This is a genomic window from Myxococcus sp. XM-1-1-1 (assembly GCF_020037095.1).
GTDB classification, from domain to species: domain Bacteria; phylum Myxococcota; class Myxococcia; order Myxococcales; family Myxococcaceae; genus Myxococcus; species Myxococcus fulvus.
In genome coordinates this window covers 109663-136287 of sequence record NZ_JAIQDH010000017.1, presented here as the reverse complement: position 1 = coordinate 136287, position 26625 = coordinate 109663, and the positions used below count along the sequence as shown (strand labels likewise).

24 protein-coding genes are annotated in these 26625 nt (G+C 70.1%); 12 read left to right on the top strand and 12 right to left on the bottom strand.

The window, feature by feature from the left end:
• Positions 1 to 57 precede the first annotated feature (57 nt).
• The 5 genes from K8640_RS28640 (at position 58) to K8640_RS28620 (ending at position 5074) form a co-directional block, all read left to right on the top strand.
• Positions 58 to 561, top strand: a complete 504-nt coding sequence (locus K8640_RS28640) for a hypothetical protein (RefSeq protein WP_223749960.1) — start codon at positions 58 to 60, stop codon at positions 559 to 561.
• 23 nt (positions 562 to 584) lie between these two features.
• Positions 585 to 1199, top strand: a complete 615-nt coding sequence (locus K8640_RS28635; protein ID WP_223750038.1) for an RDD family protein — start codon at positions 585 to 587, stop codon at positions 1197 to 1199.
• Positions 1184 to 3430 carry an ATP-grasp domain-containing protein gene (locus tag K8640_RS28630; RefSeq protein ID WP_223749959.1) on the top strand — a complete coding sequence of 749 codons (2247 nt, stop codon included), beginning with the start codon at positions 1184 to 1186 and terminating at the stop codon, positions 3428 to 3430. Before K8640_RS28635 ends, K8640_RS28630 begins: the two co-directional genes overlap by 16 nt.
• Before the next feature lie 104 nt (positions 3431 to 3534).
• Entirely contained in the window at positions 3535 to 4914 is a 1380-nt protein-coding gene (locus K8640_RS28625; RefSeq protein WP_223749958.1) for a P1 family peptidase, read from the top strand.
• A gap of 43 nt (positions 4915 to 4957) precedes the next feature.
• Positions 4958 to 5074 (top strand): hypothetical protein, encoded by a 117-nt coding sequence (locus K8640_RS28620; RefSeq protein ID WP_046713536.1) that lies wholly within the window; start codon positions 4958 to 4960, stop codon positions 5072 to 5074.
• Between the two features lie 30 nt (positions 5075 to 5104).
• Here the strand turns inward: K8640_RS28620 and K8640_RS28615 are convergent, their stop codons facing one another.
• On the bottom strand, positions 5105 to 5590 hold the full coding sequence (locus tag K8640_RS28615; RefSeq protein ID WP_223749957.1) for a hypothetical protein: 486 nt from the start codon (positions 5588 to 5590) through the stop codon (positions 5105 to 5107).
• 102 nt (positions 5591 to 5692) lie between these two features.
• Here K8640_RS28615 and K8640_RS28610 point away from each other — a divergent pair, with 102 nt between their 5' ends.
• Complete coding sequence (locus K8640_RS28610) at positions 5693 to 6862, top strand: AI-2E family transporter (RefSeq protein WP_223749956.1); 1170 nt, start codon at positions 5693 to 5695, stop codon at positions 6860 to 6862.
• Positions 6863 to 6923: 61 nt separating this feature from the next.
• On the top strand, positions 6924 to 8681 hold the full coding sequence (locus tag K8640_RS28605) for a hypothetical protein (RefSeq protein WP_223749955.1): 1758 nt from the start codon (positions 6924 to 6926) through the stop codon (positions 8679 to 8681).
• A gap of 12 nt (positions 8682 to 8693) precedes the next feature.
• Here the strand turns inward: K8640_RS28605 and K8640_RS28600 are convergent, their stop codons facing one another.
• The 7 genes from K8640_RS28600 to K8640_RS28570 all read right to left on the bottom strand — a co-directional run bounded on the left by K8640_RS28600 (position 8694) and on the right by K8640_RS28570 (position 14343).
• The gene (locus K8640_RS28600) at positions 8694 to 9494 is read right to left on the bottom strand and encodes a nucleotidyl transferase AbiEii/AbiGii toxin family protein (protein ID WP_223749954.1); all 801 of its coding nucleotides are present in this window, start codon (positions 9492 to 9494) and stop codon (positions 8694 to 8696) included.
• The gene (locus tag K8640_RS28595; RefSeq protein WP_223749953.1) at positions 9491 to 10687 is read right to left on the bottom strand and encodes a non-canonical purine NTP pyrophosphatase; all 1197 of its coding nucleotides are present in this window, start codon (positions 10685 to 10687) and stop codon (positions 9491 to 9493) included. The genes K8640_RS28600 and K8640_RS28595 overlap by 4 nt, the downstream gene beginning before the upstream one ends.
• Positions 10684 to 11442, bottom strand: a complete 759-nt coding sequence (locus K8640_RS28590; RefSeq protein WP_223749952.1) for an RNA ligase family protein — start codon at positions 11440 to 11442, stop codon at positions 10684 to 10686. Before K8640_RS28590 ends, K8640_RS28595 begins: the two co-directional genes overlap by 4 nt.
• A 43-nt stretch (positions 11443 to 11485) precedes the next feature.
• Positions 11486 to 11815, bottom strand: a complete 330-nt coding sequence (locus tag K8640_RS28585; protein ID WP_223749951.1) for a Carotenogenesis protein CarS — start codon at positions 11813 to 11815, stop codon at positions 11486 to 11488.
• Positions 11812 to 12480 carry a DUF1109 domain-containing protein gene (locus tag K8640_RS28580; protein ID WP_223749950.1) on the bottom strand — a complete coding sequence of 223 codons (669 nt, stop codon included), beginning with the start codon at positions 12478 to 12480 and terminating at the stop codon, positions 11812 to 11814. Before K8640_RS28580 ends, K8640_RS28585 begins: the two co-directional genes overlap by 4 nt.
• Entirely contained in the window at positions 12477 to 13022 is a 546-nt protein-coding gene (locus tag K8640_RS28575) for an RNA polymerase sigma factor (RefSeq protein ID WP_223750037.1), read from the bottom strand. Before K8640_RS28575 ends, K8640_RS28580 begins: the two co-directional genes overlap by 4 nt.
• 124 nt (positions 13023 to 13146) lie before the next feature.
• Positions 13147 to 14343, bottom strand: coding sequence for a metallophosphoesterase (locus K8640_RS28570; protein WP_223749949.1), 1197 nt, complete (start codon positions 14341 to 14343; stop codon positions 13147 to 13149).
• Between the two features lie 190 nt (positions 14344 to 14533).
• Here K8640_RS28570 and K8640_RS28565 point away from each other — a divergent pair, with 190 nt between their 5' ends.
• The 4 genes from K8640_RS28565 (at position 14534) to K8640_RS28550 (ending at position 20828) form a co-directional block, all read left to right on the top strand.
• Entirely contained in the window at positions 14534 to 15025 is a 492-nt protein-coding gene (locus K8640_RS28565) for an FKBP-type peptidyl-prolyl cis-trans isomerase (RefSeq protein ID WP_223749948.1), read from the top strand.
• Positions 15026 to 15180: 155 nt separating this feature from the next.
• Entirely contained in the window at positions 15181 to 16377 is a 1197-nt protein-coding gene (locus K8640_RS28560; RefSeq protein WP_223749947.1) for a cyclic nucleotide-binding domain-containing protein, read from the top strand.
• A gap of 467 nt (positions 16378 to 16844) precedes the next feature.
• On the top strand, positions 16845 to 18953 hold the full coding sequence (fusA, locus tag K8640_RS28555) for an elongation factor G (RefSeq protein WP_223749946.1): 2109 nt from the start codon (positions 16845 to 16847) through the stop codon (positions 18951 to 18953).
• Positions 18954 to 19343: 390 nt separating this feature from the next.
• A complete protein-coding gene (locus K8640_RS28550) occupies positions 19344 to 20828 on the top strand; it encodes a DEAD/DEAH box helicase (protein ID WP_223749945.1) in 1485 nt (494 codons plus the stop codon).
• Positions 20829 to 21053: 225 nt separating this feature from the next.
• On the opposite strand, the gene K8640_RS28545 is transcribed toward K8640_RS28550, so the two are convergent.
• Positions 21054 to 21587 (bottom strand): pyridoxamine 5'-phosphate oxidase family protein, encoded by a 534-nt coding sequence (locus K8640_RS28545; RefSeq protein ID WP_223749944.1) that lies wholly within the window; start codon positions 21585 to 21587, stop codon positions 21054 to 21056.
• Complete coding sequence (locus K8640_RS28540) at positions 21584 to 22009, bottom strand: PaaI family thioesterase (protein ID WP_223749943.1); 426 nt, start codon at positions 22007 to 22009, stop codon at positions 21584 to 21586. The genes K8640_RS28545 and K8640_RS28540 overlap by 4 nt, the downstream gene beginning before the upstream one ends.
• A gap of 62 nt (positions 22010 to 22071) precedes the next feature.
• Between K8640_RS28540 and K8640_RS28535 the strand changes: the two genes are divergently transcribed.
• Positions 22072 to 22698: a TetR/AcrR family transcriptional regulator gene (locus tag K8640_RS28535; protein ID WP_223749942.1), complete on the top strand. Its 627-nt coding sequence runs from the start codon at positions 22072 to 22074 to the stop codon at positions 22696 to 22698.
• A gap of 18 nt (positions 22699 to 22716) precedes the next feature.
• Here K8640_RS28535 and K8640_RS28530 read toward each other — a convergent pair whose 3' ends face one another.
• Entirely contained in the window at positions 22717 to 23034 is a 318-nt protein-coding gene (locus K8640_RS28530) for a hypothetical protein (RefSeq protein ID WP_046713547.1), read from the bottom strand.
• A 58-nt stretch (positions 23035 to 23092) separates the two neighbouring features.
• Positions 23093 to 26560 carry a methylmalonyl-CoA mutase family protein gene (locus K8640_RS28525; RefSeq protein ID WP_141325055.1) on the bottom strand — a complete coding sequence of 1156 codons (3468 nt, stop codon included), beginning with the start codon at positions 26558 to 26560 and terminating at the stop codon, positions 23093 to 23095.
• Between the last annotated feature and the right edge of the window lie 65 nt (positions 26561 to 26625).

Genomic DNA, 26625 nt, shown 5'->3' with positions numbered 1-26625 from the left:
CGCGCGCGGGTTGCGCTTGATCCGCCGCGGGCGTTGCGTCCAAATAGCCGGCGCACGATGCCCACCAAGAAGAAGCGTCCCAGACGCAAGTCGGAGAAGCCCCCGCCCCAACGTCGGCGCGGTCCGGCGAAGCCGAAGCGCTCCGGCACCCGGCGCGCCCCCGTGATTCGTACCGGGGCTTCGTTGCAGTACAAAGTGGTCGAGCTGTCCACGGTGGACGAGGGGGCGCTGGAGCGCACCCTGAACGAGTGGACGGCGAAGGGCTGGAACCTGGACGGCGTGCAGTTCGCGATGCGCGAGTCCTCCAAGCGGCCGGCCATGGCGTTCATCTTCTTCACCCGGGAAGGCGTGGCGGCGGCGCCGGACGAGGACGCCGCGCGGGCGAAGCTCTTGCGCCTGTCCGAGTCGGGGTCGACGTCGGCGGGGAATGCGTGGACGCCGGGCGAGGGTTCCCATCCTCCGTTCCATCCCTTGAGCGCGCATGAGCGGCTGGCGCGGCTGGCGGGGTTGGACGAGCCGGAGCCACCCGAGGAGGGTCTCACGTTGGAGCCCGAGGAGTGAGCGCGCCCCCAGAGCGCATCCTGATGGCGGCCAGCCGTGGCGGTGGCCGCGCGTTGAGGCTCGTCGTCGAGGACAGCGAGCCGGGCTCGCCGTACCCGAAGGCGTCGCTGTGGCTGCGCCTTGGCGCGCGCGCGGTGGACGTGGCGGTGGCGTGGGGCCTGTATGTCGTGTGCGGCCGCGCGGGCTCCGTCGTCGCGCTGCTGTTCCTCCTGCTCGCGGACGGGATGATCCAGGGCCAGAGCGTGGGCAAGCGCATCTTCGGCGTGAAGGTGATGCACCTGCCCACGCGCTCGGCGGCGCGACACCGCGACAGCACGCTGCGCAACGCGCCGCTGTCGCTCATCGTCTTGTTGGGGATGATGCCGGAGCCGCTGGGGCCGGTGGCCGCGGTGGCGGGGCTGGTCGTCATCGGCGGCATCGAGGCGTGGCGCGTGGTGAGGGATCCGCTCGGCTGGCGGCTCGGCGACACCTGGGCGCAGACGCAGGTGGTGGACGGGAAGGTTGTGGCGGGCGCAACCGTTGCAGCCCGCGACCCGGTGGCGCATCAGCGCGCGCCGGGCAGACTCATGTCCGCGGCGAAGGTGCGCCGCGGTCGCTCGCTCAAGAAGAGAAGGGGGCTACCGTGCGCATCGCGCTGACCCACAATCTCAGGTTGTCTGATTCGGAAGAAGAAGCGGAGTTCGACACCCAGGAGACGGTCAACGCGCTGGCGGCGGCCATCGAGCGGCTGGGCCACCGGCTGGAGCGCTTCGAGGTCAGCGGTCCCGCCTCGCGCACCGTGGCGCGGCTGGAGGCGTACAGCCCCGACCTCATCTTCAACACCGCCGAGGGCCGCCGCGGCCGCTTCCGCGAGGCGTTCTATCCCGCGCTCTTCGACGAGCTGGGCTTCCCGTACACGGGCTCGGACGCGTACGCGCTGGCGGTGACGCTGGACAAGCAGCTCACCAAGCTCGTGTTGTCCAAGCAGGGCATCCGCACCCCGGGCTGGCAGTACGTGGAGAAGCTCAGCGAGCTGACCGCGGAGAACCTGCGCTTCCCCGTCATCGTGAAGCCCAACTTCGAGGGCTCCTCCAAGGGCATCACCCAGGACTCCATCGCGGAGACGCTGGACGAGGTGCGCGCCAAGGTGTCCGCCGCGCTGGAGAAGTACCCCGCCGGCGTGCTGGTGGAGGAGTACATCCCGGGGCGTGATCTGACGGTGCCGTTCCTGGCCGCGGTGGACAACGACTACGACGGCGTGCTCACGCCCGTGGAGTACGTGGTGGACCCGGCGGTGACGGCGGGCCGGCGCTACGCCATCTACGACTACGAGCTGAAGACGAAGAAGGAGAGCGCCGTCTCGGTGCTCGCGCCCGCGCGCATCCCGGCGCGCACCGCCGAGGACGTGCGGAAGATGGCGCAGAAGATCTACCAGGCGCTCGACTGCCGGGATCTGGGCCGCATCGACTTCCGCCTGAGCGACGCGGGCGTGCCGTACTTCCTGGAGATCAACGCGCTGCCCAGCCTGGAGCCGGGCGCGGGCATCTACGCCTCCGCGGAGCTCGACGGCCTGCACCTGGACGGGGTCATCAACTCCATCATCCAGAGCGCGGCCAAGCGCTACAAGATCAAGGACTCCTCCCGGCGCCAGGGCAAGCCCGCGCGCAAGACGGGGCCCTTGCGCGTCGGCTTCACGTACAACGTCAAGCGCGTCAAGCCGAGCGCCCACGGCGAGGCGGTGGAGGACAGCGAGGCCGAGTACGACTCGCCCAACACGCTGCAGGCCATCCGCGAGGCGATCGCGTCCTGGGGCCACGAGGTCATCGACCTGGAGGCCACCGCGGAGCTGCCCACGGTGCTGTCGAGCACGCCGCTGGACATCGTCTTCAACATCGCCGAGGGCTTCAAGGGCCGCAACCGCGAGAGCCAGGTGCCGGCCATGCTGGAGCTCCTGGACATCCCATACACGGGCAGCGATCCGGCCACGCTCTCCATTGCGTTGGACAAGGCGCTGGCGAAGAAGATCGTCCGTCAGGCGGGCATCCTCACGCCCAACTTCCAGCTGATGGCCACGGGCAAGGAGCGGCTCAACAAGGAGTTCACCACCTTCCCGCTCATCGTGAAGCCGGTGGCGGAGGGCAGCTCCAAGGGCGTCGTCACCAAGAGCGTCTGCCACAGCGAGGCGGAGCTGCGCGAGGTGGTGCGGGAGATCGCCAGCAAGTACCAGCAGCCCGCGCTCATCGAGGAGTACATCGGCGGGCGAGAGTTCACGGTGGGCCTGCTCGGCGAGCGGCGCCCGCGCGTGCTGCCGCCCATGGAGATCGTCTTCCTGGACAAGGGGGAGAAGAACCCCGTGTACAGCTTCCAGCACAAGCTGGATTGGACGGACCGCATCCGCTACGACGCGCCGGCCAAGCTGGAGCCCGCGCTGCTGGAGAAGCTGCGCACGGCCGCGCGCAGCTCGTTCATGGCGCTGGGATGCCGCGACGTCGCGCGCATCGACTTCCGCATGGACGACAAGGGGCGCATCTACTTCATCGAGTGCAACCCGCTGCCTGGCCTCACTCCCGGGTGGAGCGACCTGGTGCTCATCGCGCAGGGCGCGGGCATGGACTACCGCGCGCTCATCGGTGAGATCATGGCCCCCGCCATCCGCCGCTACAAGGAGCGCGCGTCGCGCCGCGCCGCCAGCGAGCACCCGCATCCCGTCGTGCAGCCAGGGCTGCACAAGGGCCCCGCGCTCGACGAGCACGCCGCGTCTGTCGCCACCTCGGCTCCGGTCGCGCCCGGGAGCAGCGCTGCGCCGAATGGCTCGAACACTCCCGTGAATGATGCCAGCACCGCGCCCGCGTCGACGGACGGCGTGCCGCGCATCGAAGCCAAGGCGTGATGCGCGGCCTCGAGGGGCCCTCCGAGGAGGGCCTTTCGAGCGCCTGAAGATATTACGCGGTCGGAGTGGTTGACGGTGGGTGATGGTCCGCTAGTGTGCCCGGCATGGTGCACATCCCCGAGTACATGGGACCGCGGGTTCGCGCCCGCGAGCTGGGACTTCCGTTGGGCCGGTTCAAGCCCGGCAAATACAACGCCATCACCGACGTGGAGGGCGTGCTCGTCGGCCACTGCACGCTCATCCAGGGCGACGGTCCGCTGAGGCCGGGGCACGGCCCGGTGCGCACGGGCGTGACGGCCATCATGCCCAACAAGGGCAACATCTTCATGGAGCGGATGACGGGAGGCGGCTTCGTGCTCAACGGCGCGGGCGAGGTCTCCGGCATGACGCAGCTCATGGAGTGGGGCCTCATCGAGACGCCCATCCTGCTCACCAACACCATGGCGGTGGGCGCGGTGTCCGACGGCGTGGCCCGCCACCTGGTGGAGCGCTACCCGGGCATCGGCGACGAGCACGACGTCATCATCCCCGTCGTCGGCGAGTGCGACGACTCGTGGCTCAACGACATCTCCGGCCGGCACGTGCGCGAGGAGCACGTCTTCGAGGCCATCCGCAACGCGGCGTCCGGCCCGGTGGCCGAGGGCAACGTGGGCGGCGGCACCGGCATGGTGACGTGCGACTTCAAGGGCGGCATCGGCACGTCGTCCCGCAAGCTGCCGGAGGTGCTGGGCGGCTACACGCTGGGCGTGCTGGTGATGTCCAACTTCGGGAAGATGCACAACCTGCGCGTGGGCGGCCTGCCCATGGGCGAGGTGCTGGCGGAGAAGTTCAAGGGCGCTCCCAAGCGCGGCACCACCTACGGCTCCATCATCGCGGTGGTGGCCACGGACGCGCCGCTGCTCAGCCATCAGATCAACCGCCTGTGCAAGCGCGTGGGCCTGGGCATCGGCCGGGTGGGCAGCTATGCGGCGCACGGCTCGGGCGAAATCGTGGTGGGCTTCTCCACCGCGAACATCATCCCGCGCCGCACGCAGAAGATGGTCTACAAGCTGAAGCTGCTGCTGGATCAGCGCCTGGACCCCCTCTACGAGGCGGTGATGGAGGCCACCGAGGAGGCCATCCTCAACGCCATGTGCATGGCCACCTCCATGACGGGCGCCAACGGCAACCACTGCCCGGCGCTCCCCCTGGACGAGGTCCGCCGCTTCCTGGACGCGTTCAAGCCCATCTTCGCCTCGGTCAAGAAGCGCCCCCAGCAGAGCAGCGCCCCCGCCTCCCGGGAGAAGCCCACCGACGAGGACCGGGAGGGGGAGGTGACGGTGTCCGCCGCCAGACCCACCCAGGTCCGGGGGGCGGAGGGCATTCCCTACCCGACGCGCCCCGCTCCCGAGGTGGCCGAGGGGGCGGCCCCTGGCCCCGAAACGGCCTCCGGACCCCCTCCGGAGGGTTCCTCTTCCGGGAGCCCTTCAGGTTCTGATAGTTAAGCGCCTCTTTTCACGTCTCCGTCATGGAGCACAGGAGTCAACGATGGCCCGCAGCAAGAGCAAGCACCGCCGCGTGCAGATGAAGATCAAGCAGGCCTGGAAGAAGCGGGCCAAGAAGAACAAGGCGGAGGCCAAGGCCGCCGCCGAGAAGAAGAAGTAGGCAGGTCCGCCCCGTTGGCGGCCCGTGGCGCTATTCCCGGGTCGCCGAGAACGGGGTGACGAAGCTGCACCGCTGGGGCGGCTCCACGCCCGGGCGCGAGAAGTTCCCCGTGAACGTCCCGTCGAGTCGCGCCGTGCCGCCGTCCCCCTCGGGGGACGTGTAGCGACCGGCGAGGCTCAGCGTGTCCATCCTCCCGCCGTCCTGTCCCGGGCCCGTGCCGGCCATGGAGAAGGAGCCCTCGGCGGAGATGGTCCCCAACAGTCCCACGCCCTCCAGGTTCCCGATGAGACGGTCCGCCGAGCGGGTGACGTCCAGGGGCCTGTTGCGCGGCAGCTCCACACCCAGGTTGAGGCATTCGGCGGGCACCCCCGCGTCGCCGAAGGCCATGCGATAGCGGCCCTCCATCGCCGGACAGTCAGTGCACGGCGCGGCGGAGTCTCCGCAGCCCGGGGCGCCGAGTCCCAGGGCAGTGGCCAGTACCGCGAGGCCCGTCAGCGTCAAACGTCCAGTAGTCATGGGTGGTGTCCTCATGTGGGGGATGTCGGACTTCCCGGCGGGAAGCGCGATTCCTAGGTTGGAAGCGGGCAGTGGGCTCGTCGGGCGGGGTGGGGTGGGGCGGTGGCTGATTCGCGGCGGTGGTCGAACTACGTGTTCGCGGCGCTGTTTGCGCTGGCGTTGATTCTCTTCTCCAGGATTCTGTTGCCGTTCCTGATGCCGGTGTTGCTGGGCGGCTTCCTGGTCGTCCTGTTCATGCCGGTGCAGGACTACCTGTGTCAGAAGCTGCGGGGCCGCAAGCCCTTGTGCGCCGGGTTGTCCACCCTCACGGTATTCCTCCTCATCCTCGCGCCGCTGGCCCTCGTCGGGTGGATGGTGGCGCGTGAGGTGTTCCAGTTCGTCGGCCAGGCGCAGGACCTGCTCGAGCGGGTGGACCTGCGTCACCAGTTCGCCTCCAGCCTGCCCCGCGGCCTGAGTCGCTACATCCGGTTCGACCTGGAGAGCGCGCAGACGGAGCGCTCGCTGATGGCGGCGGTGACGGGCGGCGCGGCCCTGCTCAAGGACCTGGTGGGCGCGGGCACGGAGCTGGTCATCAACATGTTCCTGATGACGGTGGCCATGTACTACTTCTTCCTCGACGGTCGCCGGCTCGTCGCGGAGGTGACGCGGCTGATTCCGTTGGACCGCCGCTACTTCGAGGCCTTCTCGCGCGAGTTCACCGACGTCGCGTACGCCATCGTCTACGGCAACACCGTCACGGCGCTCATCCAGGGCGCGGTGGGCTTCGTGGGGTTGCTCATCGCCGGGGTGCCGCACGCGGGGGTGTGGGGCGCGGCCATGGTGCTGGTGGCGCTGGTGCCCGTGGGCGGCACGGCGCTGGTGTGGGGCCCCATCGGCGTGGTGTTCATCGCCATGGGCAAGGTGAGCGAGGGCGTCTTCCTTCTCGCGTGGGGCACCTTCCTGGTGGGGACCATCGACAACGTCATCCGCCCCCGGCTGTGCGGCTCGCGCATGGCACTGCACCCGCTGCTCGTCTTCCTGTCCATGTTCGGCGGTCTGGCCGTGTTCGGGATGATGGGGCTCCTGGTGGGGCCGCTCATCGCGTCCATCTTCATGGCGATGGTGCGCATCTACCGTCGCGACTTCCTGGGCATCGGTCGCGCGGCCTACGTGGCGGAGTCCACCGGGTCGGCGCGGCAGGCCACCGACGACGAAGGGAACGAGCCTGAGTCGGAGGGGCGGCCCGTGTCCGCTCCCTCGGTGGTGGGAGCCCCGGCGCACCTCAACGCCTGAGAGCGGACCGCCGGGCAAGCCTGGACATCGCGTGCGGGCTGGGTGAACCTTCCAGTCCCGAATGATGAACTCCCAACACGCGATGGTCCGCTGGGGCCTGGTGCTCTTCACGGCGGTGACGCTGGCCTCCCCGGGAGCGCTGGCGCAGGTCGTCAAGAAGAAGCGCGCGGTGCCCGCCCAGGTGGTGGCGCCCAAGGCGAAGGCGAAGCCGGCCAAGGCGCGGGAGGCGAAGTCCAGGAAGACGGCCACGCCCAGGGAGGCCCCCAAGCAGCTCGTCGTGTTGACGGTGGAGGGAGATCGCGGCGGGAAGGTCCGGGCACAGCTCGAGTCGGCCCTGCGCCGCGCGAAGCCGGTGAAGGTGGCGTCGCTGAAGCAGTACGCCACCCTCGGCAAGAAGGAAGGCCTGAAGGGCAACACCCTGTTCACCGACGCGCCCCTGGCCCGGGTGGCGCCGAGGATGAAGCTGGACGCGGCCGTCACGGGCACCGTGAGCGGCTCGAGCCTGACGGTGCGCGTGCTGGACGCGAGCGGCACCGTGCTGGGGGAGCAGGACGTGAAGCTGACGCGGGGCAAGCTCGCGCCCGCGGACGTGAAGCTGGCGGTGGCCGCGGTGGTCGAGGCGCTGAGTGGCGCGACGCGCCCCTTCGAGGAGCCCGTCACCCCGTCCGAGCCGCTCGCTCCCGTCGAGCCCGTGACGCCTCCGACGCCCGTCGCCGAGGCGCCCCGGACGCCGACGCCTCCGTCCGAGAAGCCGATGGAGACGCCGAAGCCGCTGGAGCCCGTGGCGGAGCGTCCCGTGGAGAGCCCGAAGCCGCTGGAGCCCGAGCGCCCGAAGCCCGCTCCGAAGGCGCCCGACATGGTGGCCATCGGCCCCCAGCCGAAGGACGGACCTCCGCCGATGGACGAGGAGCCCGAGTCGCACACGACGACGGACCCGTTCCTCGAGGTGGAGCTGGACACGGGCTCGGGTGGCACCGTGGGCGAGGAGCCGCCGCGTCCGCCGCTGGCCCGGCTCACGCTGGGCGGCACGACGACGTGGCGGAAGTACTGCACGCGTCCGGGCGTGAAGTCCTGCGGCGAGTTCGACCGCAAGCCCGAGGAGGAGCAGGTGGGCGATCGCGCCGACTACGAGTCCTCCGTGCCGTACCTGGGCATCTCCGCGGAGCTGGAGCTGTTGCCCTTCGCGCGCCGTCCCTCCGCGTTGCGCGGCCTGGGCGCGGTGCTGGGCTACCGGCGCGGGTATGCCTCCACCAACGTGACGCTGTTCAACGACGTGGGCCAGTCCGCCACGCGTGAGGTGGTGGCCACCGACTCGGTGCTCACCGCGCAGGCGATGTACCGCTACTTCTTCGGCTTCGGCTCGTCGCGCCAGCTGCTGGGCTACGCCGGGGTGAAGGCGGGCCTGCTCACGCGCGCGTTCGACGTGGAGGAGGACGCGGACAGTCCGCTGTCCAGCACGCATCGCTTGTACCCGGCGGTGGGCCTGGAGGTCTCCGTGCCGCTGCTTCGTCAGGTGCGGCTGGAGGCCGCGGGGCAGCTCTTCATCAGCCCGAAGCCCGGCCAGGGGTTCGATGACGAGGGCGGCGCGCTGGACCTGGAGGTGAGTGACTACGGTACGTCAGTGTCGACGTTCGGCTGGGAGGCGGAGCTGGGCGTCGCCGGCGAGCTGTGGGGCCCGTTCGGCTACCAGCTGCGCTTCAAGCTGTCGCATTACAAGGATACCTTCAGTGGCCCGGGCGCGCGCATCGGCTGGGACAACGGAGGCGTGGCCGAGGACACGTACTCCAGCATCCACTGGGGACTCACGGCGTCGTATTGACGACCGAGCGGATCACGGGCGCGAGGATGGAAGCGCTCGCGCCGCGGCCCACACCGGACGGATGGCGACGGAGACCGCCGTCACCACCTCCGAGAGTCGCTCGGGGCGTCCCTCGGCCTGACTGGCCCGATAGCGCGCCCACTTCTCCAGGCTCCACGGACTCTGGCCCAGCTCGCCGGACACCAGCCGCTCCATCACGTCCAGCGAGTCTCCGCGCGAGTCGAACGCGAGCCGCAGCGCCGCGGGCAACAGCGCGGACTCCAGCGGCGCGTGACGCGTGAGCAGGTACACGTCGAACAGGTCCTTGGGGCGGAAGCGTCCCTTGCCTCGCTCGAAGAGGCCGTGGAGCTTCCACGCGAGCAACGTCTCGGGACGACACGCGAGCACGCGCGCGGTGGTGCCGTCGTCCGTCGCGTAGTCCAACCAGGCGGGCGGCGGATTCATCGGGTCGCCGAAGCCGGTGTCGATGCGCAGCAGCTGAGGGGACTCTTCGCCGGGCAGCCACGTCTCCACGTGGATGCGCACGCCGGGGAATGGTGTCTCCGCCCAGATGACCTCCGAGCGCAGGGCGCCGAAGACGAAGCCATCTCCGACGTCCACGCCCAGCACGTCCACGAACCGGTCCACCGTGTCGCCCTCGTGGAAGGGGAAGGCCGCGAGGAAGTCCAGGTCCTCCACCGGGCGCGGGACGGGGCCGCTCCACAGTCGCATCATCAGCCCGCCCCGCAGGATGAGGTGAGGGGCCTGGGACGTGCGCGCGAGCCGACGGAGCGCGGCGGCGCTGGCGCGGAGCGGGAAGGGCAGGGGGCTCATGTCGAGGTCTCCAGCCAGCCCCGGTCCAGCGCGTGGTTGGAGTCGTAGACGGTGTACTCGCGCAGCCGCTGCGTCAGCGGCAGACCCAGCCCCGCGAGGTCCTCCAAGAGCGCGTCGAAGCGCGCGTCCGCCTTCACCTTGCCCAGGCCGTGGACGCGGAGCGTGACGAAGCGCTCGGAGGCGCCGTCCTCGCGCACCTTGCGCGCGTTGCGGGACAGGTGGGCACCATGGCTCGCGCAGCGGGCCTGCAGGGCCTCCAGGTCCGCGCCGTGCGCGGGGAGCAGGACCTTCACGTGGAACTCGAAGTAGTTGGACGGCTGGGCGAGCGCCGCGGCGTCGTCCTCCGGCATGTCGCGGTTCTTGCCCAGGGCCTCCAGCTTCATTCGCGTCACGTCGAAGCCGTCGCTGGCGAGAGCGCGCGCCATGTCCCTGACCTCCTCCAGCGCATGGCGGAGCGTGCCGTGGTGGTACGAGGCCGTCATGGGTTGGAACGGCTCGGCGCCTCGGCCCAGCTCGATGAAGATGCACTTCACGGAAGCCGCGTCGCAGGACGCGCGGAAGCGCCGCAGGTCCTCCTCCGAGCGGGCGGAGACGGTGAGGTGGGCCTCGTAGGCGCCGCCCGGGGACGCGGGGCGCAGCAGGTCGGCCAGCTCCAGGTAGGGCCGGTGGCGCATGTTGAGGAAGAACTTGTTGCGCTCCATCTCCGCGAGCGTGCGCTGATAGCCATCCGGCAGCCACGCGTTGTCCCAGCCGAAGCCGCCGCTGCCACGCGGCTCGGTGAGCAGCATGCCCTCGATGGCGTCCTCGAAGATGCGGACGTGGTCCGGATGCCCGTCCTCGCTGAAGGCCACGGCCACGCGCGTGCGCCCACGACGGCCACCGTGCTCGGAGAGGAAGTCCTGCATGCCCCGCTCGAGCAGCTCCTTCTTGAAGCGCGCGCCGGTGAAGCAGGTGCCATCATCCAGCTCCAGGGCGGTGGTCTCCACGAAGCATGGCGCGCCCAGCACGGAGGAGGCCGCCAGCACCTTGCGCTTCGCGATGCTCGCGAGGTCCAACGGGCCCGGGCCCTGGAGCTCCGCGTCGGAGAGGCCGGGCAGCGCGAGCTTCCTGGGCGAGACGTCGAGTCCCGCCAGCAGTCGGCCGACCTCGTCGGCCTTGAAGCGGTTCCCGGTGACGAAGAGGGCCCGGCTCATGGAAGCACTTCCCGCGCAGAGGGCGCCGACGGGCGCCAGTTCCAGTGGGCGGGTCGCCCGGTGTTCTCGGGCAGGAGGCTCCCGTCCACCTTGTCGCGACGGACATACTTGGTCAGCAGCTCCACCCTGACACCCTTGCCGACCTGTCGCTCCAGGCGCCACACCGCGCCCTCCACGGGGTCCTCCGCCCCATGGAAGCCTCCCGACGCGAGGCGGCCCAGGGCGGACTCGATGTCGAGCGGGCCGCCCTCGTGGATGAGCCCTGGCGTGACGAAGCCGCCCGCACCGACTCGGGCGGTGAGCTGCTCCCACGGCAGGCGCTGTCCCTGGTGCATCAGGTCGAACACGACGAACGGCTCGTGCGGCAGCGCGTAGCGGGTGCCATGGGCGAGCGCGAGCCACTCGCCGACCATCCACTCGCCGGGTTGGAGCACGGCCCTGAAGCGCTCGGCATGGAGGCAGACCCAGTCCGCCCACATCCTACGGGCCTCGTTGGGGGAGCTCGCCGCGAGGCGCCCCTCGCGACCGAGCGCGACGACTTCATCCCCGAGCCTCGCGGCGGCGACACACGAGCCGTCCAGCTTCTCCAGGACGATGACGCGGTCCTTCTCGTCGCGAAGGCGCTCGGTGCAGACGCGGGCCAGCGCGGTGCTCAGGTGGTGGTCGGCGGGACCCGTGCGCGAGCCGGGCAGGTGGGGAATCGAGCCGTAGGCCTTGCGACCCAGCGGGCGGAGTGGAGCGTCGGGCGGTGTCACCACCCCGGAATCATGCCCTGCTCCGGTGCGCCGTGCCGGGCGCTCACTGCACGCGCCACACGGTGGGGCGGGGCCGCTCGGCCTTCTTCTCGCGAGGCGGGCGCGGCAGGGGCGCGGAGGCCCACTCCGGCACGAGCTCGTCCATGAAGAACAGGTCCTCGCCCAGGCCGTCGACGCGCACCTGGATGAGCGGGTCCGCGGGGTACTGGGCCACGGGGTCGTCGTACACGAGCGCCACGACGACGCCGGTGTGGCCCAGGAAGCCGGCGCTGATGGTGCCGTCGGACGAGTGGGCGACGACCTTCACGCGCTCGCCAATCCTCACCGGCGCGCCGTCCACGTTCGTGCTCACGATGAGAGAGGGGTCGTTCATGGGGCGTAGGAGCGGGGCTTGAGGGTGCGTGAAACGACGAGGGCCACCACACAGATGAGCCCCCAGGCGAACAGGTGGTAGCCCGCGACGTGGCGCCAGTCCTGCTCGCAGGCCAGCTCACCGACGAAGGCGCCCGTCGTGCCGACGGACAACCCCGCGCACAGGGCGCGCAGCGGCTGGAACGCGGCCCCGCGCAGCACCACCACGGCCATCACCAGGGGGATGATGCCCACGGCCAGGTGGCTCGCGGTGCACACCCAGCCGGGCAGGGATGGAGGCGTCGTCGGAGGGCCGCGCGCGAGCACCAGCGTCGCCGCGCAGGCCATGGCCAGTCCCACGGCGGCCCGACGCAAATCCCGTCCGCGCGGAGACAGCGCGCCCCAGGCACACACGCCGCTCGTCACGAGCAACAGGAGCAACAGCGGCGCACGCGTCCACAGGGCCGCCGCGCTGACCGCGCCCACCGCCAGCATCACCCCGGCGGCCAGCAGCGCGATGCCTCCCGAGGACGCCATCATCCACGTGGCCAGGGTGCGCCAGCTCCGCACGGGCTTGCGCAGCGCCAGCTCGCTCCGGGCGCTCGCGAGGGCGCGCTCCAGCGCCGCGGTGTCCGGCGGGCGGGGCTCCTCCTGGAGCAGGGCGTCGATGTCCATGGGCGTCTTCATCGCGCCTCTCCCAGCCCTCCGAGCAGCTCCCGGAGCTTCTCGTATCCCCGATGCGCCCGCAGCCGCGCGGCGCCGGCGCTGATGCCTCGGAGCGCGGCAATCTCCTCGAACGACCAGCCCTCCACCTTGCTCAGCACCACCGCCTCGCGGTGGTCGGGAGGAAGCTGTTGTAACGCGTCCAGCAGGTGCCGGCGCAGCGACGGGTCCCCGGAGGGTGGGGGCGCGGATGTAGGAGCGCCTGTGCCCTCTCCGGAGGAGTAGGCGTCCACGTGCTGACGGTGGCGCAGTGCATCGCGCGCGGCGTTGGCGGCGATGGTCATCAACCAGGGGGAGAAGCGGGTGCCGCGCTCATAGCGGCCGCGGGCCCGGACGACGGACAGGAAGGTGGTCTGCAAGAGGTCCTCGGCGAGCGAGCCGTCGCGCACCATCCGCGTCAGGAAGCCCTGCACCCGCCCCGAGTGACGGGCGAAGAGGGCCTCGAAGGCGTCTTGTGCACCAGCGCAGAACCGTTCCATGAGCTCTTCGTCCGAGGGACTCCCCATCACCCGGCTCATGGACGGCCCACCCTGAAATGTGTTTCCGGAGTCCCCCAGGCCCCTCGGAGAGCCTGTGTCGGGCACCCGATGCAGGGATGCCCGACGAGGCGGCGCGCCAGCCCGCCAGGGCCTATCCGGGCATCAGCACCAGGCGGGCGATCTCGGGCGGGGCCCCCACGCGCATCGGCGGGCCCACGAAGCCGCAGCCGCGGCTGACGTAGATCTGCGAGTCGCCCGTGCGGCTGAGCCCCGCGTTGCGCTCCCGCCAGATGAGGTCTCCCACCACGTTGCCCGGGAACATCTGGCCACCGTGGGTGTGGCCGGAGACCTGGAGTCCCACGCCTCGCCGGGCGACCTCGTCGAAGTTGGAGGGCTGGTGCGCCAGCAGCACCGAGGCCTGGTCCGGGCTCACCTCGCGCAGCGCCGCGTCCAGGTCGTATCCGGGCAGACCCATCCGGTCCGCGCTCCAGTCGTCCACGCCCGCGAGCATGAACGATGCGCTCGCGTCGCCGATGGACACGGCGCGATTGCGCAACACGTTGATGCCCAGACGCTCCAGGTAGGCGACCCATGACGATGCGCCCGAATAGTAGTCATGGTTTCCGGTGACGAAGTACACCCCATGTCGCGCGCGCAGGGCGCCGAAGCCGGCCACGTAGGCCCCCAGGTCCGCCACGGTGCCGTCGACCAGGTCCCCGGTGATGGCGATGACGTCCGGCTTCAGCGCGTTGGTGCGCGCCACCAGCTCGTCCACGAAGTGGCGCTGGAGCACGTCCCCCACGTGGATGTCGGTGAGCTGCACCAGGGTGAAGCCGTCCAGCGCCCGAGGCAGCCGGGGCAGGCGCACCGGGGTGTCGCGTACGTCGGGCGGATGGAAGGCCCGCCAGGCGCCGAACGAGGTCGTCGCCACGCCCGCCAGGCCCGCGCCCAAGGCCAGGCCACCGGTGATGATGGCGCGGCGCTCGGGAGAGGGCGGACCCGAGGAGGGCTGCTCGGCGGGCGGTGCGGCACGGCGCGCGAGCCTGCGCCTGCCACGCTCGAGCAGCTCCGCCCCCAGCGTGAAGAAGAGCAGGTACATCACCAGGCCCATCCACGCGAGCAGGCCGATGCCCACCGTGCGCATCAGGTCCGAGGGGAACAGGCTCCCCAGGAAGCGGAAGCCCACCGCGCCGAAGAAGCCGAGCGTGAAGAGCACCTGCGCGGCGCGCCGTGGCGCCTGGCGCGGGATGAGGTCCCTCACCAGCCGGCGGTACAGGTAGACATGGGCGCTCGCCATCAGCGCGAGCACGGGGACGAAGAACAAGAGGAGGCTGAGCCAGCGGGGCATCGCGCTCCTGAATAGCGGAAGCCCTCGGCCGGTGCCCGTGCATTTCGCCAGGGGTCTCTCCACTGGCTCCAGACGCCCCTGGCGGCAGGCAGGCGGTCGCACTTCCGCTTTCGCGAAAGGACGCATCGGGGCAGGCTTGGGGTCGTTCATCGCCGGCCTCGCGGCCCGCGCTCCTTTCCGAGGACCTCCAATGCTTCGTCGCTTCGTGCTGCTCTGTGCCCTGGTGCTCCCGCTGGTGGGGTGTGGAGATGACCCCAAGGAGCCCACGCCGCCGGTGGGCAACCCGGACGACGGTGATCCGACGAAGGTGACGTACGCGGCGAGCCTGAACGTGGACCTGGCGGCGATGACGCGCCTGGACAGCGGCCTGTTCCTCCTGGACCAGGAGGTGGGCACGGGCCCCGAGGCCGTCGCGGGCAGGCGCGTCCAGGTGCACTACACGGGCTGGTTTCCGGACGGCACGCGCTTCACGACCTCCGAGGGCGGGCCCGCGCTGGCCTTCGACCTGGGGGCGGGGTACGTCATCAAGGGGTGGGATCAGGGCATCGTGGGCATGCGCGTGGGGGGCAAGCGCCGCCTCATCCTCCCGTATGACCTGGCCTACGGCGCGGAGGGCAACCCGCCGAGGATTCCCCCCTACGCGGTGCTCATCTTCGACACGGAGCTCGTCTCGGTCCGCTGAAGGCCGCGCCTCGTCCTCGCGTCCACTTGACGGGCGCCCCGGAGGCTCCTCGGTGAAACAAGGGGTGATATAGCCGCCCCACGTCTGCCGGGGAGTCGGGTCGTCCGAGGAGGAGTCCCGACTTGGGGGTTTCATCCTCCGGCGAGGGGGACGCAATGTCGGGTTCCGAGTCGGAAGTGGTCGAGGGGAATGGGGAGAAGGCCGGGGCGGAGGGAACGCTCCAGGCGCTGCAGGCCCTGATGGGGCTGGAGTCCGCCGCGACGGCCGCCCGGCTCTATGAAGAGCTGAGCGCGGCCCAGCGCGAGCGGCTGCTGCGGGACGCGGCGCTGGCCCCCGCGCGAGAGCGCCAGCAACTGTCGGAGGTCCTGTCGTGGGCGCGTGACTTCGCGGGCGCCGCGCGGCTGTTGCAGGGCTGTGGCGAGGAGTCGCGGATGGCGGCGCTCTACGTCCAGGGCGGCCAGTACGTGGACGCGGCGGAAGCGTTCCTGCGCGCGGGCGAGCCGGAGCGCGCGGCCGCGGCCTTCGAGCGGGGTGGCGCGCTGGAGCGGGCCCTGGAGGTGTACCGGGGGCTCGGCTCGCGCGAGCAGGTGGCGCACTGCCTGGTCCGCCTGGGGCGTCCGCACGAGGGCGCGCTCCTGTACCGCGAGCTGGGCCAGCCCCACGCGGAGGTGGAGGCGCTGGGGTGCGTGCCCGCGGGGGACGCGCGCCACATCGAGTCGGTGCTGCGCATGTGCATGCTGCTGGACGCGGAGGGCTTCACGCGTCGGGCGCTGGCGCTGCTCGCGGACACGCTGCGCGCCTCGGAGACGGCGCGTGGAGACCCGGCGCTGGCCGCGGAGAAGGCGCGGCTGCTGCGCCGCATGGGCATGGACGCGGAGGCAGAGGCCGTCATCGCCCGGCTCCCCGCGCAGAGCTCGTCGCCGGAGGCCAACGGGTACAACTACCTCAAGGCCATCCCCATCTTCGGCGAGCTGTCGCTGGAGGACATGAAGGACCTCTACCGCGTGGCGCGTCAGGTCCTCATCCCGGCGGGCGCCGTCATGCTGGAGAAGGGCGCGGCGGGCGTGGGCCTCTTCGTGCTGCTGGAGGGCACCGTGGACGTCTACACCGGCACGGAGGACGACGCGCGCCGGCTCAACACGCTGGGGCCGGGGGCCTACCTGGGGGAGATCTCCCTGGTCCAGGACGCGCCCGTGTCGGCGCGGGTGAAGGCGCGCACGTCGGTGCGCGCGCTGCGCATCACCCGGGCGGGCTTCCAGCACTACCTGGACACGCACGAGGGCGCCGCGCTGCGCATCTTCCGGCTGTTCACGCAGAACCTCGCCGCGCGCGTGCGGGCCCTCAGCACCTGACGGCGCCCTCGCGGATGCCTTGCTCCTCGGGACGTTGCGCGTGCCCGCCTGGACGCGTGTATCAGGGGGGGCGAATTGACAATCACAGTCGTCTGCTTTATCTCAATCCCATCATGAGGCCCGTCTCCTTCACAGCCCTGCTGATGCGCGTCCCCGCGCCGGCGGCGGACGTGTGCCTTGCCCCCCGTCACGAGGTTCTGCTCGACATTTGAGCAGGCGGGCCGGAGTCCTTCCGGCGCGCGGGTTTGCTGGTTCCCGTGTGTCGTGAAGTCCGGTTCCGCCCTGGCTCGATGAGGGCCGTCGTGTGCCTTCGTTCCATGCGTCCCTGAGCGGGCTTTCACGCCCCTCTGGCGCGTCGCGCGTGGACGGGCACCTCGACGGCGCCTCGTCCGTCGTCCCTCACCAACCGGCTCCTCACTTCATCACCCCCCGCGGGCCTCGCTGCCTGACGGGAACGGGAGTCCTTCATGCCTCGCAGCACTCGCATCGAGCGGTATCGCAACATCGGCATCATGGCCCACATCGACGCGGGCAAGACGACGCTCACCGAGCGCGTCCTGTTCTTCACCGGTCGCATCCACTCCACGGGCGAGGTGCACGACGGCTCCACGGAGATGGACTGGCTGCCGCAGGAGAAGCAGCGCGGCATCACCATCACCTCCGCGGCCACCACCGCGTTCTGGTCTCCTCGCACGGGGCCCTCGGCGGGTTTGCCCCACCGCATCAACATCCTGGACACGCCGGGACACGTGGACTTCACCATCGAGGTGGAGCGCTCCCTGCGCGTGCTGGATGGTGCGGTGGCCGTGTTCGACGCGAGCCAGGGCGTGGAGCCCCAGTCCGAGGCCGTGTGGCGTCAGGCGGACCGCTACGGCGTCCCGCGCATCGCGTTCATCAACAAGATGGACAAGGTGGGCGCGGACTTCGTCATGAGCCTGGAGTCCATCCGGGAGCGGCTGGGCGCTCGCCCGGTGGCGGTGCAGTGGCCGCTCATGGGCGCGGGCGCTGAGTTCCAGGGGCTGGTGGACCTGGTCCGGATGAAGACGGTCCTCTTCGACGGCGACGGCGGTGAGTACCGCGACGGCCTCCCCATTCCCGAGGAGGCGCGCGCGGAGGTGGAGCGCTGGCGGCTGCGGCTCATCGAGGCCGCGGCGGACCTGGACGACGCGGTGATGGAGAAGTTCGTGGACGGACGGCTGGAGGAGATTGGCGAGGCGGAGCTCGTGCGTGCGTTGCGCGCGGGGACGCTGTCGCGCGTGCTGGTGCCGGTGCTCGCCGGTGCGGCGTTCAAGAAGAAGGGAGTGCAGATGCTGCTGGACGCTGTCGTCGACTACCTGCCCGCGCCGTCGGACCTGCCGGCGGTGGAGGGCTCCGTGTACGGCACGGAGCAGCGGACCACGCGTGAGCCCGCGGACGACAGTCCTCCGGCCGCGCTGGCGTTCAAGATGATGAGTGACAAGAACGTGGGGAACATCGTCTTCCTGCGCGTGTACTCGGGCACGCTGCGCGCGGGCACCGTCCTGCTCAACTCCGCCACCGGCAAGCGGGAACGGGTGGGCCGGCTGATGTTCATGCATGCCAATCGCCGGGAGGAGGTGGAGGAGGTCCATGCGGGAGACATCGCCGCGGCGCTCGGCCTGAAGGGCGTGCGCACCGGAGACACGCTGAGCGACGTGGAGGCCCCCGTGGTGCTCGAGTCGCTCGGCTTCCCGGAGCCCGTGGTGCACCTGGCCGTGGAGGCGAAGTCACCGGCGGAGCTGCCGAAGCTGGAGGAGGGCCTGCATCGTCTGGCGGCGGAGGATCCGTCGCTGCGCGTGGGCGTGGACCCGGAGAGTGGCCAGGTGCTGCTGTCCGGAATGGGTGAGCTTCACCTGGAGGTCGTCGTGGACCGCTTGAGGACGGAGTACGGCGTGGAGGCGCGCGTGGGACAGCCCAAGGTGGCCTACCGCGACACGCTCCAGCGCGCGGTGCGCCAGGAGTACCGCCACGTCCGTCAATCGGGCGGGCCGGGTCAGTATGCGTACGTGGTGCTGGACGTGGCTCCGGCGGCGCGGGGCGCGGGGCTCGTGTTCGTGGACGACACGAAGGGTGGCTCCATCCCGAGGGAGCTGGTGCCGGCCATCCAGAAGGGCGTGGCGGGGGCCATGGAGAAGGGCGTGCGCGACGGCGTGGCGCTCGTGGACGTGGAGGTCCGGCTGGTGGATGGAGACACGCACGTGCGTGACTCCACACCCCAGGCGTTCTCCACGGCCGGCTCCCTGGCGCTGCAGGAGGCGGTGAGGGCCGCTGGCGTGCGGGTGCTCGAGCCCGTGATGGCGGTTGAGGTGACGACGCCCGAGGCGTACCTGGGCGACGTGCTGGGTGACCTCGCCGCGCGGCGGGGCAGGGTGTTGGGGATGGAGGAGCGGGGCAACGCGCGAGTCGTCTCTGCGCGCGTCCCCATGGCCAGCCTCTTCGGCTACGTGACGAGCCTGCGTGGTCGGACTCAAGGCAGGGCCCAGGCGAGCATGCGCCTGGGTGAGTACGAGCCTCTGCCGGACGCGCTCCAGCCGTCCTTGGCCGTGACTCACGCATGATGCAGGAGGCCCCGGGGCTCGTATCGGCCCGGGGTCTCGTTGTTTTCGAGCGCGAGCGATTTCTCTTGCTTGTACGTGGGTACAAGCCGCGAGCCTTCTCGTCAGACAGGAGACCAGGCGGGCGTCCTGGCGCCCCCGAGGGGAGTGGCGCAAAACGTACACCCCGCCGTTGATTCCGCGGGACTTTGGCCCGGGGAGCGGGCAGGGTCTCGCGCCAAGACGTCGGAATGGGTGGGTCAGCCTCCCTGTTCCCTGACGTTCCCCGAGTGGTCCGGACCCAGTGAGGTCCGGCCGCGCACCGCCAGGCGCCTCCGGCATGGGTCGGAAGAGCGCGCTGCGCGGGCTTGCTCACCACCGCAAGGCGGTGAGCTCACTGTTTCCCAGGAAGACATGACTTTCGACGAACTGCAGCTTCACGACACCCTCCTGCGCGCGGTCAAGGCGGAGGGCTACACCACCCCCACGCCCATCCAGGCGAAGGCGATTCCCCACGCATTGCTGGGCAAGGACGTCCTCGGCGTGGCGCAGACGGGCACGGGGAAGACGGCGGCGTTCGCGCTGCCCATCCTCCAGCGGCTGTCCGCGAAGGCGCCCGCGGGCGGGCACCGACCGATTCGTTGCCTGGTGCTCACCCCGACGCGCGAGCTCGCCGGTCAGGTGGGCGAGAGCTTCATGACGTACGGCAAGAACCTGCCGCTCAAGCACGCGGTCATCTTCGGCGGCGTGGGGCAGGCGGCGCAGGTGCAGTCACTCCAGCGGGGTCTGGACGTGCTGGTGGCGACGCCGGGCCGTCTGTTGGATTTGATGGACCAGGGCTACGTGTCCCTGCGCTCGCTCGAGGTGTTCGTGCTCGACGAGGCGGACCGCATGCTGGACATGGGGTTCATCCACGACGTGCGCAAGGTCATCAAGGCGCTGCCGGCGAAGCGTCAGACGCTGTTCTTCAGCGCGACGATGCCGCCCGAGATCGTGGACCTGTCGCGCAACCTGCTGACGGACCCGGTGCGCGTGGAGGTGACGCCTGTCTCCAGCACCGCGGAGACGGTGGCGCAGCAGGTGTACTTCGTGGAGCGCGAGCAGAAGCGCGGCCTGCTGACGCACCTGCTGAAGGACGGAAAGATCTCGCGGGCGCTGGTCTTCACGCGCACCAAGCACGGCGCGAACCGCGTGGCCAAGCAGCTCGAGGGCTCGGGTGTGACGGCCGCGGCGATTCACGGCAACAAGAGCCAGAACGCGCGTGAGCGCGCGCTGGACGAGTTCCGCTCCGGGACGCTGCGGGTGCTGGTGGCCACGGACATCGCGGCGCGCGGAATCGACATCGACGGGCTGAGCTTCGTCGTCAACTACGACCTGCCGAACGTGCCGGAGCAGTACGTGCACCGCATCGGCCGCACGGGCCGGGCGGGTGCGACGGGCACCGCGGTGTCCTTCTGCGACGGTGAGGAGCGCGCGTTCCTGCGCGACATCGAGCGGACCATCCGGCGCAGCGTGCCGGTGGTGGAGGACCATCCGTACCGCTCGGGCATGGCGCCGCCGCGTCCGGGGGCCTCGGCCACGGTGGAGGCGCCGGTGTCGCGCGGTCCGAATCCTGGCGCGCAGGCGCGAGGCGGGCAGGGCGGCGGTGGTGGCCGGGGTGGCAACGCGCCCGGTGGTGCCTCGCGTCGTCGTCGGGGTGGCCGCGGTGGCGGCGGTGGCCAGGGTCGGTCCGAGGGCGGCAATCGCTCGGCGCGTCCGGGTGGCTCGGGTCCGAACCGTGGCAATGCGCAGGCGCCGCGTGGACCGGGTGGCTCCTCGCCCAGGCCCGCGGCCTCCGCGGGGCCGTCGAAGCCCGCTGACGCGCCTCCCGCGCGTCGCGAAGCGCCGAAGTGGCTGTGAGGTAGTTGCTCCGTGGCATCCGTGACTCCTTCCTGAGGGGCGACGGGTGCCCGCGTGGAACGTCGCCTCCCGCGTCATCGCGCTGGAGGCGCCTCCTCGTGCAACGGTGCGAGCGCTCGTGGCGCTATCGCCTTCGAGCCTCGACGCTGAGCCTGGGGGCGGCACGGACTCACGCTTGAGTCCGCGCGCAGGGCTCGGCGGTTGTCGGGTTCGGGCCGGACCTGCCTACTCGAGGGGGGCCGTCATCCCGCCGAGGTGAACGGGCTCGATTCGTTCGACCGCGAAGTCGCGGACGAACTCGAGTCGGCCCCACAGCAGGTCATGCCCCTTCATCCATCGGACCGCGCTCACCCGTCTCGCGAAGCGCTGCTGCTCCTCGTTCGTGGCGCGACGGGGCGACCCGAGGACGCGGCCGACGAGTCGCACGGCGGGCGCCCGCGCGAAGTGTCCCCTGAACAGCGAGCGGAGCCAGAACCCCCTGCCGCTGTCCACGGCGAGGATGCTCAGCCGCGCATCGCGCGCGAGATTCCTCGAGAGCCGTCGGGTGAAGACCTCGAAGAACACCCCACGGCCAGGTTCACCCAGCAGCACGGAGCCGATGGGCGTGACATGGGGTGCTCCATCCTCATCGACGGTCGCGATGGAGAAGTGGAGCGAGCTGGCGAAGGCCCGCGAGAACAGCTGGCGCGTTCGAGTCCACTGCTCCCCGATATCCCGGGGCAGGGTGGTGCCGAGGTCAGCAGGTGCCAGGGCGCTCATGACTCCTTGCTGCTCCCCATCACGACGATGGTGCCCTGCGCCACGGCGACCAGCGTCTCCCCCTGGTCGTCGACCGCGAAGATCTCGCACTGGCACACCGACTGTCGTCGTCCCGTGTGCACCGCGCGAGCCCTGGCGACGAGCTGATGGCCGAGCGCCGGCCGCACGTAGTTGATCTTGAACTCCGACGTGATGATGGGCACGTCGAGCATCGCGGTGCCACCGGCGAACGTGAGCGCGTTGTCGGCCAGGTAGCTCAGGACGCCGCCGTGCGCGAAGCCATACTGCTGGCGCAGCTCCGGGCGCATGGGCAGTTCGAGCTCCACCTCGCCCTTCGTCAACCGCGTCAGCCGGGTCCCCATCAGGTTGCTGAAGCCCTGCCTGGCGAGGAGCTGCTGCCCAATCTCCATGAGTGAGTCCACGGTGCCCTCCCGGGCTGACTAGAACATCGTTCTAGAATGATGTTCTAATGTAGGGTGCGGCCATGCGCAACCCGGGTCACCGGAGAGAAGAGGTCCTCAAGGCGGCGCTCGAGTGCTTCCTGGAGCGAGGCGTGGAGGGCACGACGATGGCGGCCATCCGAGAGCGCTCCGGGGCCAGCACGGGGAGCATCTACCACCTGTTCGAGAGCAAGGAGGCCATCGCGGCCGCCCTCTACCTGGAGGTGCTCGGCGAGTACCAGACGGGCCTCTTGAAGGAACTGGAGCAGCATCCCGGCGCGCGCGAGGGCATCGAGGCGCTGGTGCGCCACCACCTGGACTGGTCCCTGTCGCGTCCCGACGCCGCCCGCTTCCTGGTGGAGGCTCGAAGTGGAGCCGCCGTCACCGCGGCGGAGACGCGCATCCGCGAACAGAACAAGGGCTTCTTCCGTCAGCTCAAGGACTGGTGGCAGGGCCACGTCCGCGACGGCACGTTCGACGAGATGCCCTTCGAGCTCTTCCTCGCCATCCTCCGGGGACCGGCGCAGGAGATGCTCCGGGAGTGGCTCGCTGGCAGGACGAAGACCGACCCGCGCACCGCGATACCCGTCCTGGCCCGTGCGGCCTGGCAGTCCGTCGAAAAGCGCCCCACGAGCGCACGGAAGGGTGGGGCGACACCGCGACGACCTTGAGTCACGCGGCTCCGAGCCTCAAGGCCCGGAGGTCCGCGGATGAATCCGGGCCACCCGTCCGAGCACATCGGAGCGCCGTGCCCACCCGTTGATCCTCCCCAGCGCGTTGCCAATCAAGACGCGCTCGGGCGTGGCGTCCTTGACCAGGTGGAGCAGCGCGCCGCCCTTCCAGCGCACGAAGACGACATCTCCCGCGCGCACCTCCAACGGATTCACCGGAGCCAGCGTCACGGGCTGGTTGTCCTCGATGACTCCGCGCATCGAGCCACCCCTGGGGCGTACGGTGATGTCCTTGCCTTGTGTCAGCGCCTGAAGTGCGTCCGTCATCCATCCCATGTCACGTCTCCTCGAGAAGTTCCTCGAGGAGACGTGGGGCGCTCAGCGCGCTGACAGACTACATGTTCCGCCGGTACTGCCCGCCGACCTCGTACAGGGCGCGGGAGATCTGCCCCAGCGTGCAGACCTTACAGGCGTCCATCAGCGCGGCGAAGATGTTGCCGTTGTCGAGCGCCGCGCGCTTCACGGCCTCCAGCGCGGCCGGAGCCACGTCCGCGTTGCGCTTCCAGAACGCGTCGCGCGAGGTGATGGAGTAGTCCTTCTCCTCCTTCGTCGCGCGAATCACCTCCGGCGGCGTCACGGTGGGCGAGCCCTTCGGGTCCAGGAATGTGTTCACCCCGATGATGGGCAGCGAGCCGTCGTGCTTCAGCGTCTCGTAGTACAGCGACTCCTCTTGAATCTTCGAGCGCTGGTACATGCGCTCCATCGCGCCCAGCACGCCGCCGCGCTCGGAGATGGCGCGGAACTCGGTGAGCACCGCGGCCTCCACCAGGTCCGTCAGCTCCTCGACGATGAACGAGCCCTGGTTGGGGTTCTCGTTCTTCGACAGGCCGAACTCCTTGTTGATGATGAGCTGGATGGCCAGCGCGCGCCGCACGCTCTCCTCGGTGGGCGTGGTGATGGCCTCGTCGTAGGCGTTGGTGTGCAGCGAGTTGCAGTTGTCGTTCAACGCCAGCAGCGCCTGCAGCGTGGTGCGGATGTCGTTGAAGGCGATCTCCTGCGCGTGCAGGGAACGGCCCGACGTCTGGATGTGGTACTTCAGCTTCTGCGAGCGATCATTGCCGCCGTACTTGTCGCGGATGGCCTTGGCCCAGATGCGACGCGCCACGCGGCCGAGCACCGTGTACTCGGGGTCCATCCCGTTCGAGAAGAAGAACGAGAGGTTGGGCGCGAAGTCGTCGATGTCCATCCCGCGCGACAGGTAGTACTCGACGAAGGTGAAGCCATTGGCCAGCGTGAAGGCCAGCTGGGAGATGGGGTTCGCCCCGGCCTCCGCGATGTGGTAGCCGGAGATGGACACCGAGTAGAAGTTCCGCACCTTCTTGTCGGTGAAGTACTGCTGGATGTCGCCCATCAGCCGCAGCGCGAACTCCGTGGAGAAGATGCAGGTGTTCTGCGCCTGGTCCTCCTTCAGGATGTCCGCCTGCACCGTGCCACGCACCTGCTGGAGCGTGGACGCGCGGATCTTCTCGTACACCTCGCGCGGCAGCACCTCGTCGCCAGACACGCCGAGCAGCAAGAGCCCCAGCCCGTCATTTCCCTGCGGCAGCTCACCCTGGTAGCGCGGACGCGGCACGCCACGCTTCTGGTAGAGCGCGTCGATCTTCTGCTCGACCTCCTCCACCTTGTTGTTGGCGCGGATCCACTTCTCGCACTGCTGGTCCACCGCCGCGTTCAGGAAGAACCCGAGCAGCATCGGCGCGGGGCCGTTGATGGTCATCGACACCGACGTCGTCGGGTCCGCCAGGTCGAAGCCCGAGTAGAGCTTCTTCGCGTCGTCGACGTTGGCGATGGACACGCCCGAGTTGCCGACCTTGCCGTAGATGTCCGGCCGGTGGTCCGGGTCCTCGCCGTACAGCGTCACCGAGTCGAACGCCGTGGACAGGCGCTTGGCCGGCAGTCCGCGCGACACGTAGTGGAAGCGCTTGTTGGTGCGCTCCGGGCCGCCCTCGCCGGCGAACATGCGCGCCGGGTCCTCGCCCTCGCGCTTGAGCGGGAAGACGCCCGCGGTGAACGGGAACGCTCCGGGCGCGTTCTCCCGCAACAGCCACATCAGGATGTCACCCCAGTCCTCGTAGCGGGGCAGGGCGATCTTCGGGATGCGCAGGTGCGACAGCGACTCGGTGAACAGGTCCAGCTCGATGACCTTGTCGCGCACCTGGTACTGGTACTTGGACGCCGCGTAGCGCCGCTTCGTCGCGGGCCACTCGCTCAGGAGCCGGCGGCAATCCGGGTCCAGCCGCGACTCCAGGTCCTTGTACAGCTCCACCAGCTCGCTCAGGTACGCGGGCTCGCCCTCGACGCGCTCGGTGACGTGCACCACGTCGGACGCGTCCTTCGGCTCGACGATCTCCAGCCGCTTCTTGCCGACGTTCTGCCGCAGCGCCTCGATGGTGCCGTGGAGCTGGTACATCCGCCGGGCGATGGCCGCCTGCGCGCGGGCGAAGGCATCGTACGCCTCACACGTCTCGACGATCTCCGCGAGGTAGCGGGTGCGCTCGGGCGGGATGATCCACTTCTTCTCGCTCATGCCCGGCGTCTGGGCCAGGTGCGACTGGAGCGGGGCGCCCGTCTTCTTCACCACCGCGTCCATGATGGCGCGGTAGAGCTGGTTCATCCCCGGGTCGTTGAACTGCGACGCGATGGTGCCGTGCACGGGCACCGCGTCATCCGCCGTGGTGAAGGCGTTGTGGTTGCGCTTCCACTGCTTGCGCACGTCGCGCAGCGCGTCCAGCGAGCCGCGCTTGTCGAACTTGTTGATGGCGATGACGTCCGCGAAGTCGAGCATGTCGATCTTCTCGAGCTGCGTCGCCGCGCCGTACTCGGCCGTCATCACGTAGAGCGACACGTCCGAGTGCTCGGTGATTTCGGTGTCGGACTGACCGATGCCGGAGGTCTCCACCACGATGAGGTCGAAGCCCGCGGCCTTGCACACCTCGATGGAGTCGCCCACGTGCTTGGACAGCGCGAGGTTGCTCTGCCGCGTCGCCATGGAGCGCATGTACACGCGCGGGTTGTCGATGGCGTTCATCCGGATGCGGTCGCCGAGCAGCGCGCCGCCCGACTTGCGCTTCGACGGGTCCACCGACAGCACCGCCAGCGTCTTGTCCGGGAAGTCCGCCAGGAAGCGCCGCACCAGCTCGTCGACGAGGCTGGACTTGCCCGCGCCGCCAGTGCCGGTGATGCCCAGCACGGGCACGCGCGGCTGCTTCGAGCTGAGCTTCGTCATCGCGTCGCGGAGCTGGTCTCCCACCGACGCGAAGTTCTCCGCGATGGTGATGAGCGAGGCGATCTTCATCGGCTCGCGCACCGGCATCGCCGCCGCCGTCGGCGCGAAGTCCGCCGGGCGCTTCTCGAAGTCACACTCCTGGATGAGGTGGTCGATCATCCCCTGCAGGCCCATGGCCCGCCCGTCATCCGGGGAGTAGATGCGCGTGACACCGTACGCGTGGAGCTCCTCGATCTCCGTCGGCAGGATGGTGCCACCGCCACCGCCGAAGACCTTGATGTTCGCCCCGCGCTGCTTCAGCAGGTCGATCATGTACTTGAAGAACTCGACGTGACCGCCCTGGTACGAGGTGATCGCGATGCCCTGCGCGTCCTCCTGGATGGCGCAGTCGACGATCTCCGCGACCGAGCGGTTGTGTCCCAGGTGGATGATTTCGGCGCCCGAGGCCTGCATCAGGCGGCGCATGACGTTGATGGCCGCGTCGTGCCCGTCGAACAGGGAGGCGGCCGTCACGATTCGCACGTGGAATCGCGGCTTGTAGGGCCCGGGGACCGGGGTCAACTGGACGTTTCGCACGGCGCGTACAGTAGGAGCGCGGTGGATGTCGGGCAAGCGATTGAAGCGGGGCCCGCCGGGGCTCG

Excerpts from the sequence above, each read along its gene's own strand:
- K8640_RS28640 (WP_223749960.1), top strand. The coding sequence starts at position 58 with ATGCCCACCAAGAAGAAGCGTCCCAGACGCAAGTCGGAGAAGCCCCCG.
- K8640_RS28635 (WP_223750038.1), top strand. The coding sequence starts at position 585 with ATGGCGGCCAGCCGTGGCGGTGGCCGCGCGTTGAGGCTCGTCGTCGAG.
- K8640_RS28625 (WP_223749958.1), top strand. The coding sequence starts at position 3,535 with ATGGTGCACATCCCCGAGTACATGGGACCGCGGGTTCGCGCCCGCGAG.
- K8640_RS28620 (WP_046713536.1), top strand. The coding sequence starts at position 4,958 with ATGGCCCGCAGCAAGAGCAAGCACCGCCGCGTGCAGATGAAGATCAAG.
- K8640_RS28615 (WP_223749957.1), bottom strand. The coding sequence starts at position 5,590 with ATGACTACTGGACGTTTGACGCTGACGGGCCTCGCGGTACTGGCCACT.
- K8640_RS28605 (WP_223749955.1), top strand. The coding sequence starts at position 6,924 with ATGATGAACTCCCAACACGCGATGGTCCGCTGGGGCCTGGTGCTCTTC.
- K8640_RS28600 (WP_223749954.1), bottom strand. The coding sequence starts at position 9,494 with ATGAGCCCCCTGCCCTTCCCGCTCCGCGCCAGCGCCGCCGCGCTCCGT.
- K8640_RS28595 (WP_223749953.1), bottom strand. The coding sequence starts at position 10,687 with ATGAGCCGGGCCCTCTTCGTCACCGGGAACCGCTTCAAGGCCGACGAG.
- K8640_RS28585 (WP_223749951.1), bottom strand. The coding sequence starts at position 11,815 with ATGAACGACCCCTCTCTCATCGTGAGCACGAACGTGGACGGCGCGCCG.
- K8640_RS28580 (WP_223749950.1), bottom strand. The coding sequence starts at position 12,480 with ATGAAGACGCCCATGGACATCGACGCCCTGCTCCAGGAGGAGCCCCGC.
- K8640_RS28575 (WP_223750037.1), bottom strand. The coding sequence starts at position 13,022 with ATGGGGAGTCCCTCGGACGAAGAGCTCATGGAACGGTTCTGCGCTGGT.
- K8640_RS28570 (WP_223749949.1), bottom strand. The coding sequence starts at position 14,343 with ATGCCCCGCTGGCTCAGCCTCCTCTTGTTCTTCGTCCCCGTGCTCGCG.
- K8640_RS28565 (WP_223749948.1), top strand. The coding sequence starts at position 14,534 with ATGCTTCGTCGCTTCGTGCTGCTCTGTGCCCTGGTGCTCCCGCTGGTG.
- K8640_RS28560 (WP_223749947.1), top strand. The coding sequence starts at position 15,181 with ATGTCGGGTTCCGAGTCGGAAGTGGTCGAGGGGAATGGGGAGAAGGCC.
- fusA (WP_223749946.1), top strand. The coding sequence starts at position 16,845 with ATGCCTCGCAGCACTCGCATCGAGCGGTATCGCAACATCGGCATCATG.
- K8640_RS28550 (WP_223749945.1), top strand. The coding sequence starts at position 19,344 with ATGACTTTCGACGAACTGCAGCTTCACGACACCCTCCTGCGCGCGGTC.
- K8640_RS28545 (WP_223749944.1), bottom strand. The coding sequence starts at position 21,587 with ATGAGCGCCCTGGCACCTGCTGACCTCGGCACCACCCTGCCCCGGGAT.
- K8640_RS28535 (WP_223749942.1), top strand. The coding sequence starts at position 22,072 with ATGCGCAACCCGGGTCACCGGAGAGAAGAGGTCCTCAAGGCGGCGCTC.
- K8640_RS28530 (WP_046713547.1), bottom strand. The coding sequence starts at position 23,034 with ATGGGATGGATGACGGACGCACTTCAGGCGCTGACACAAGGCAAGGAC.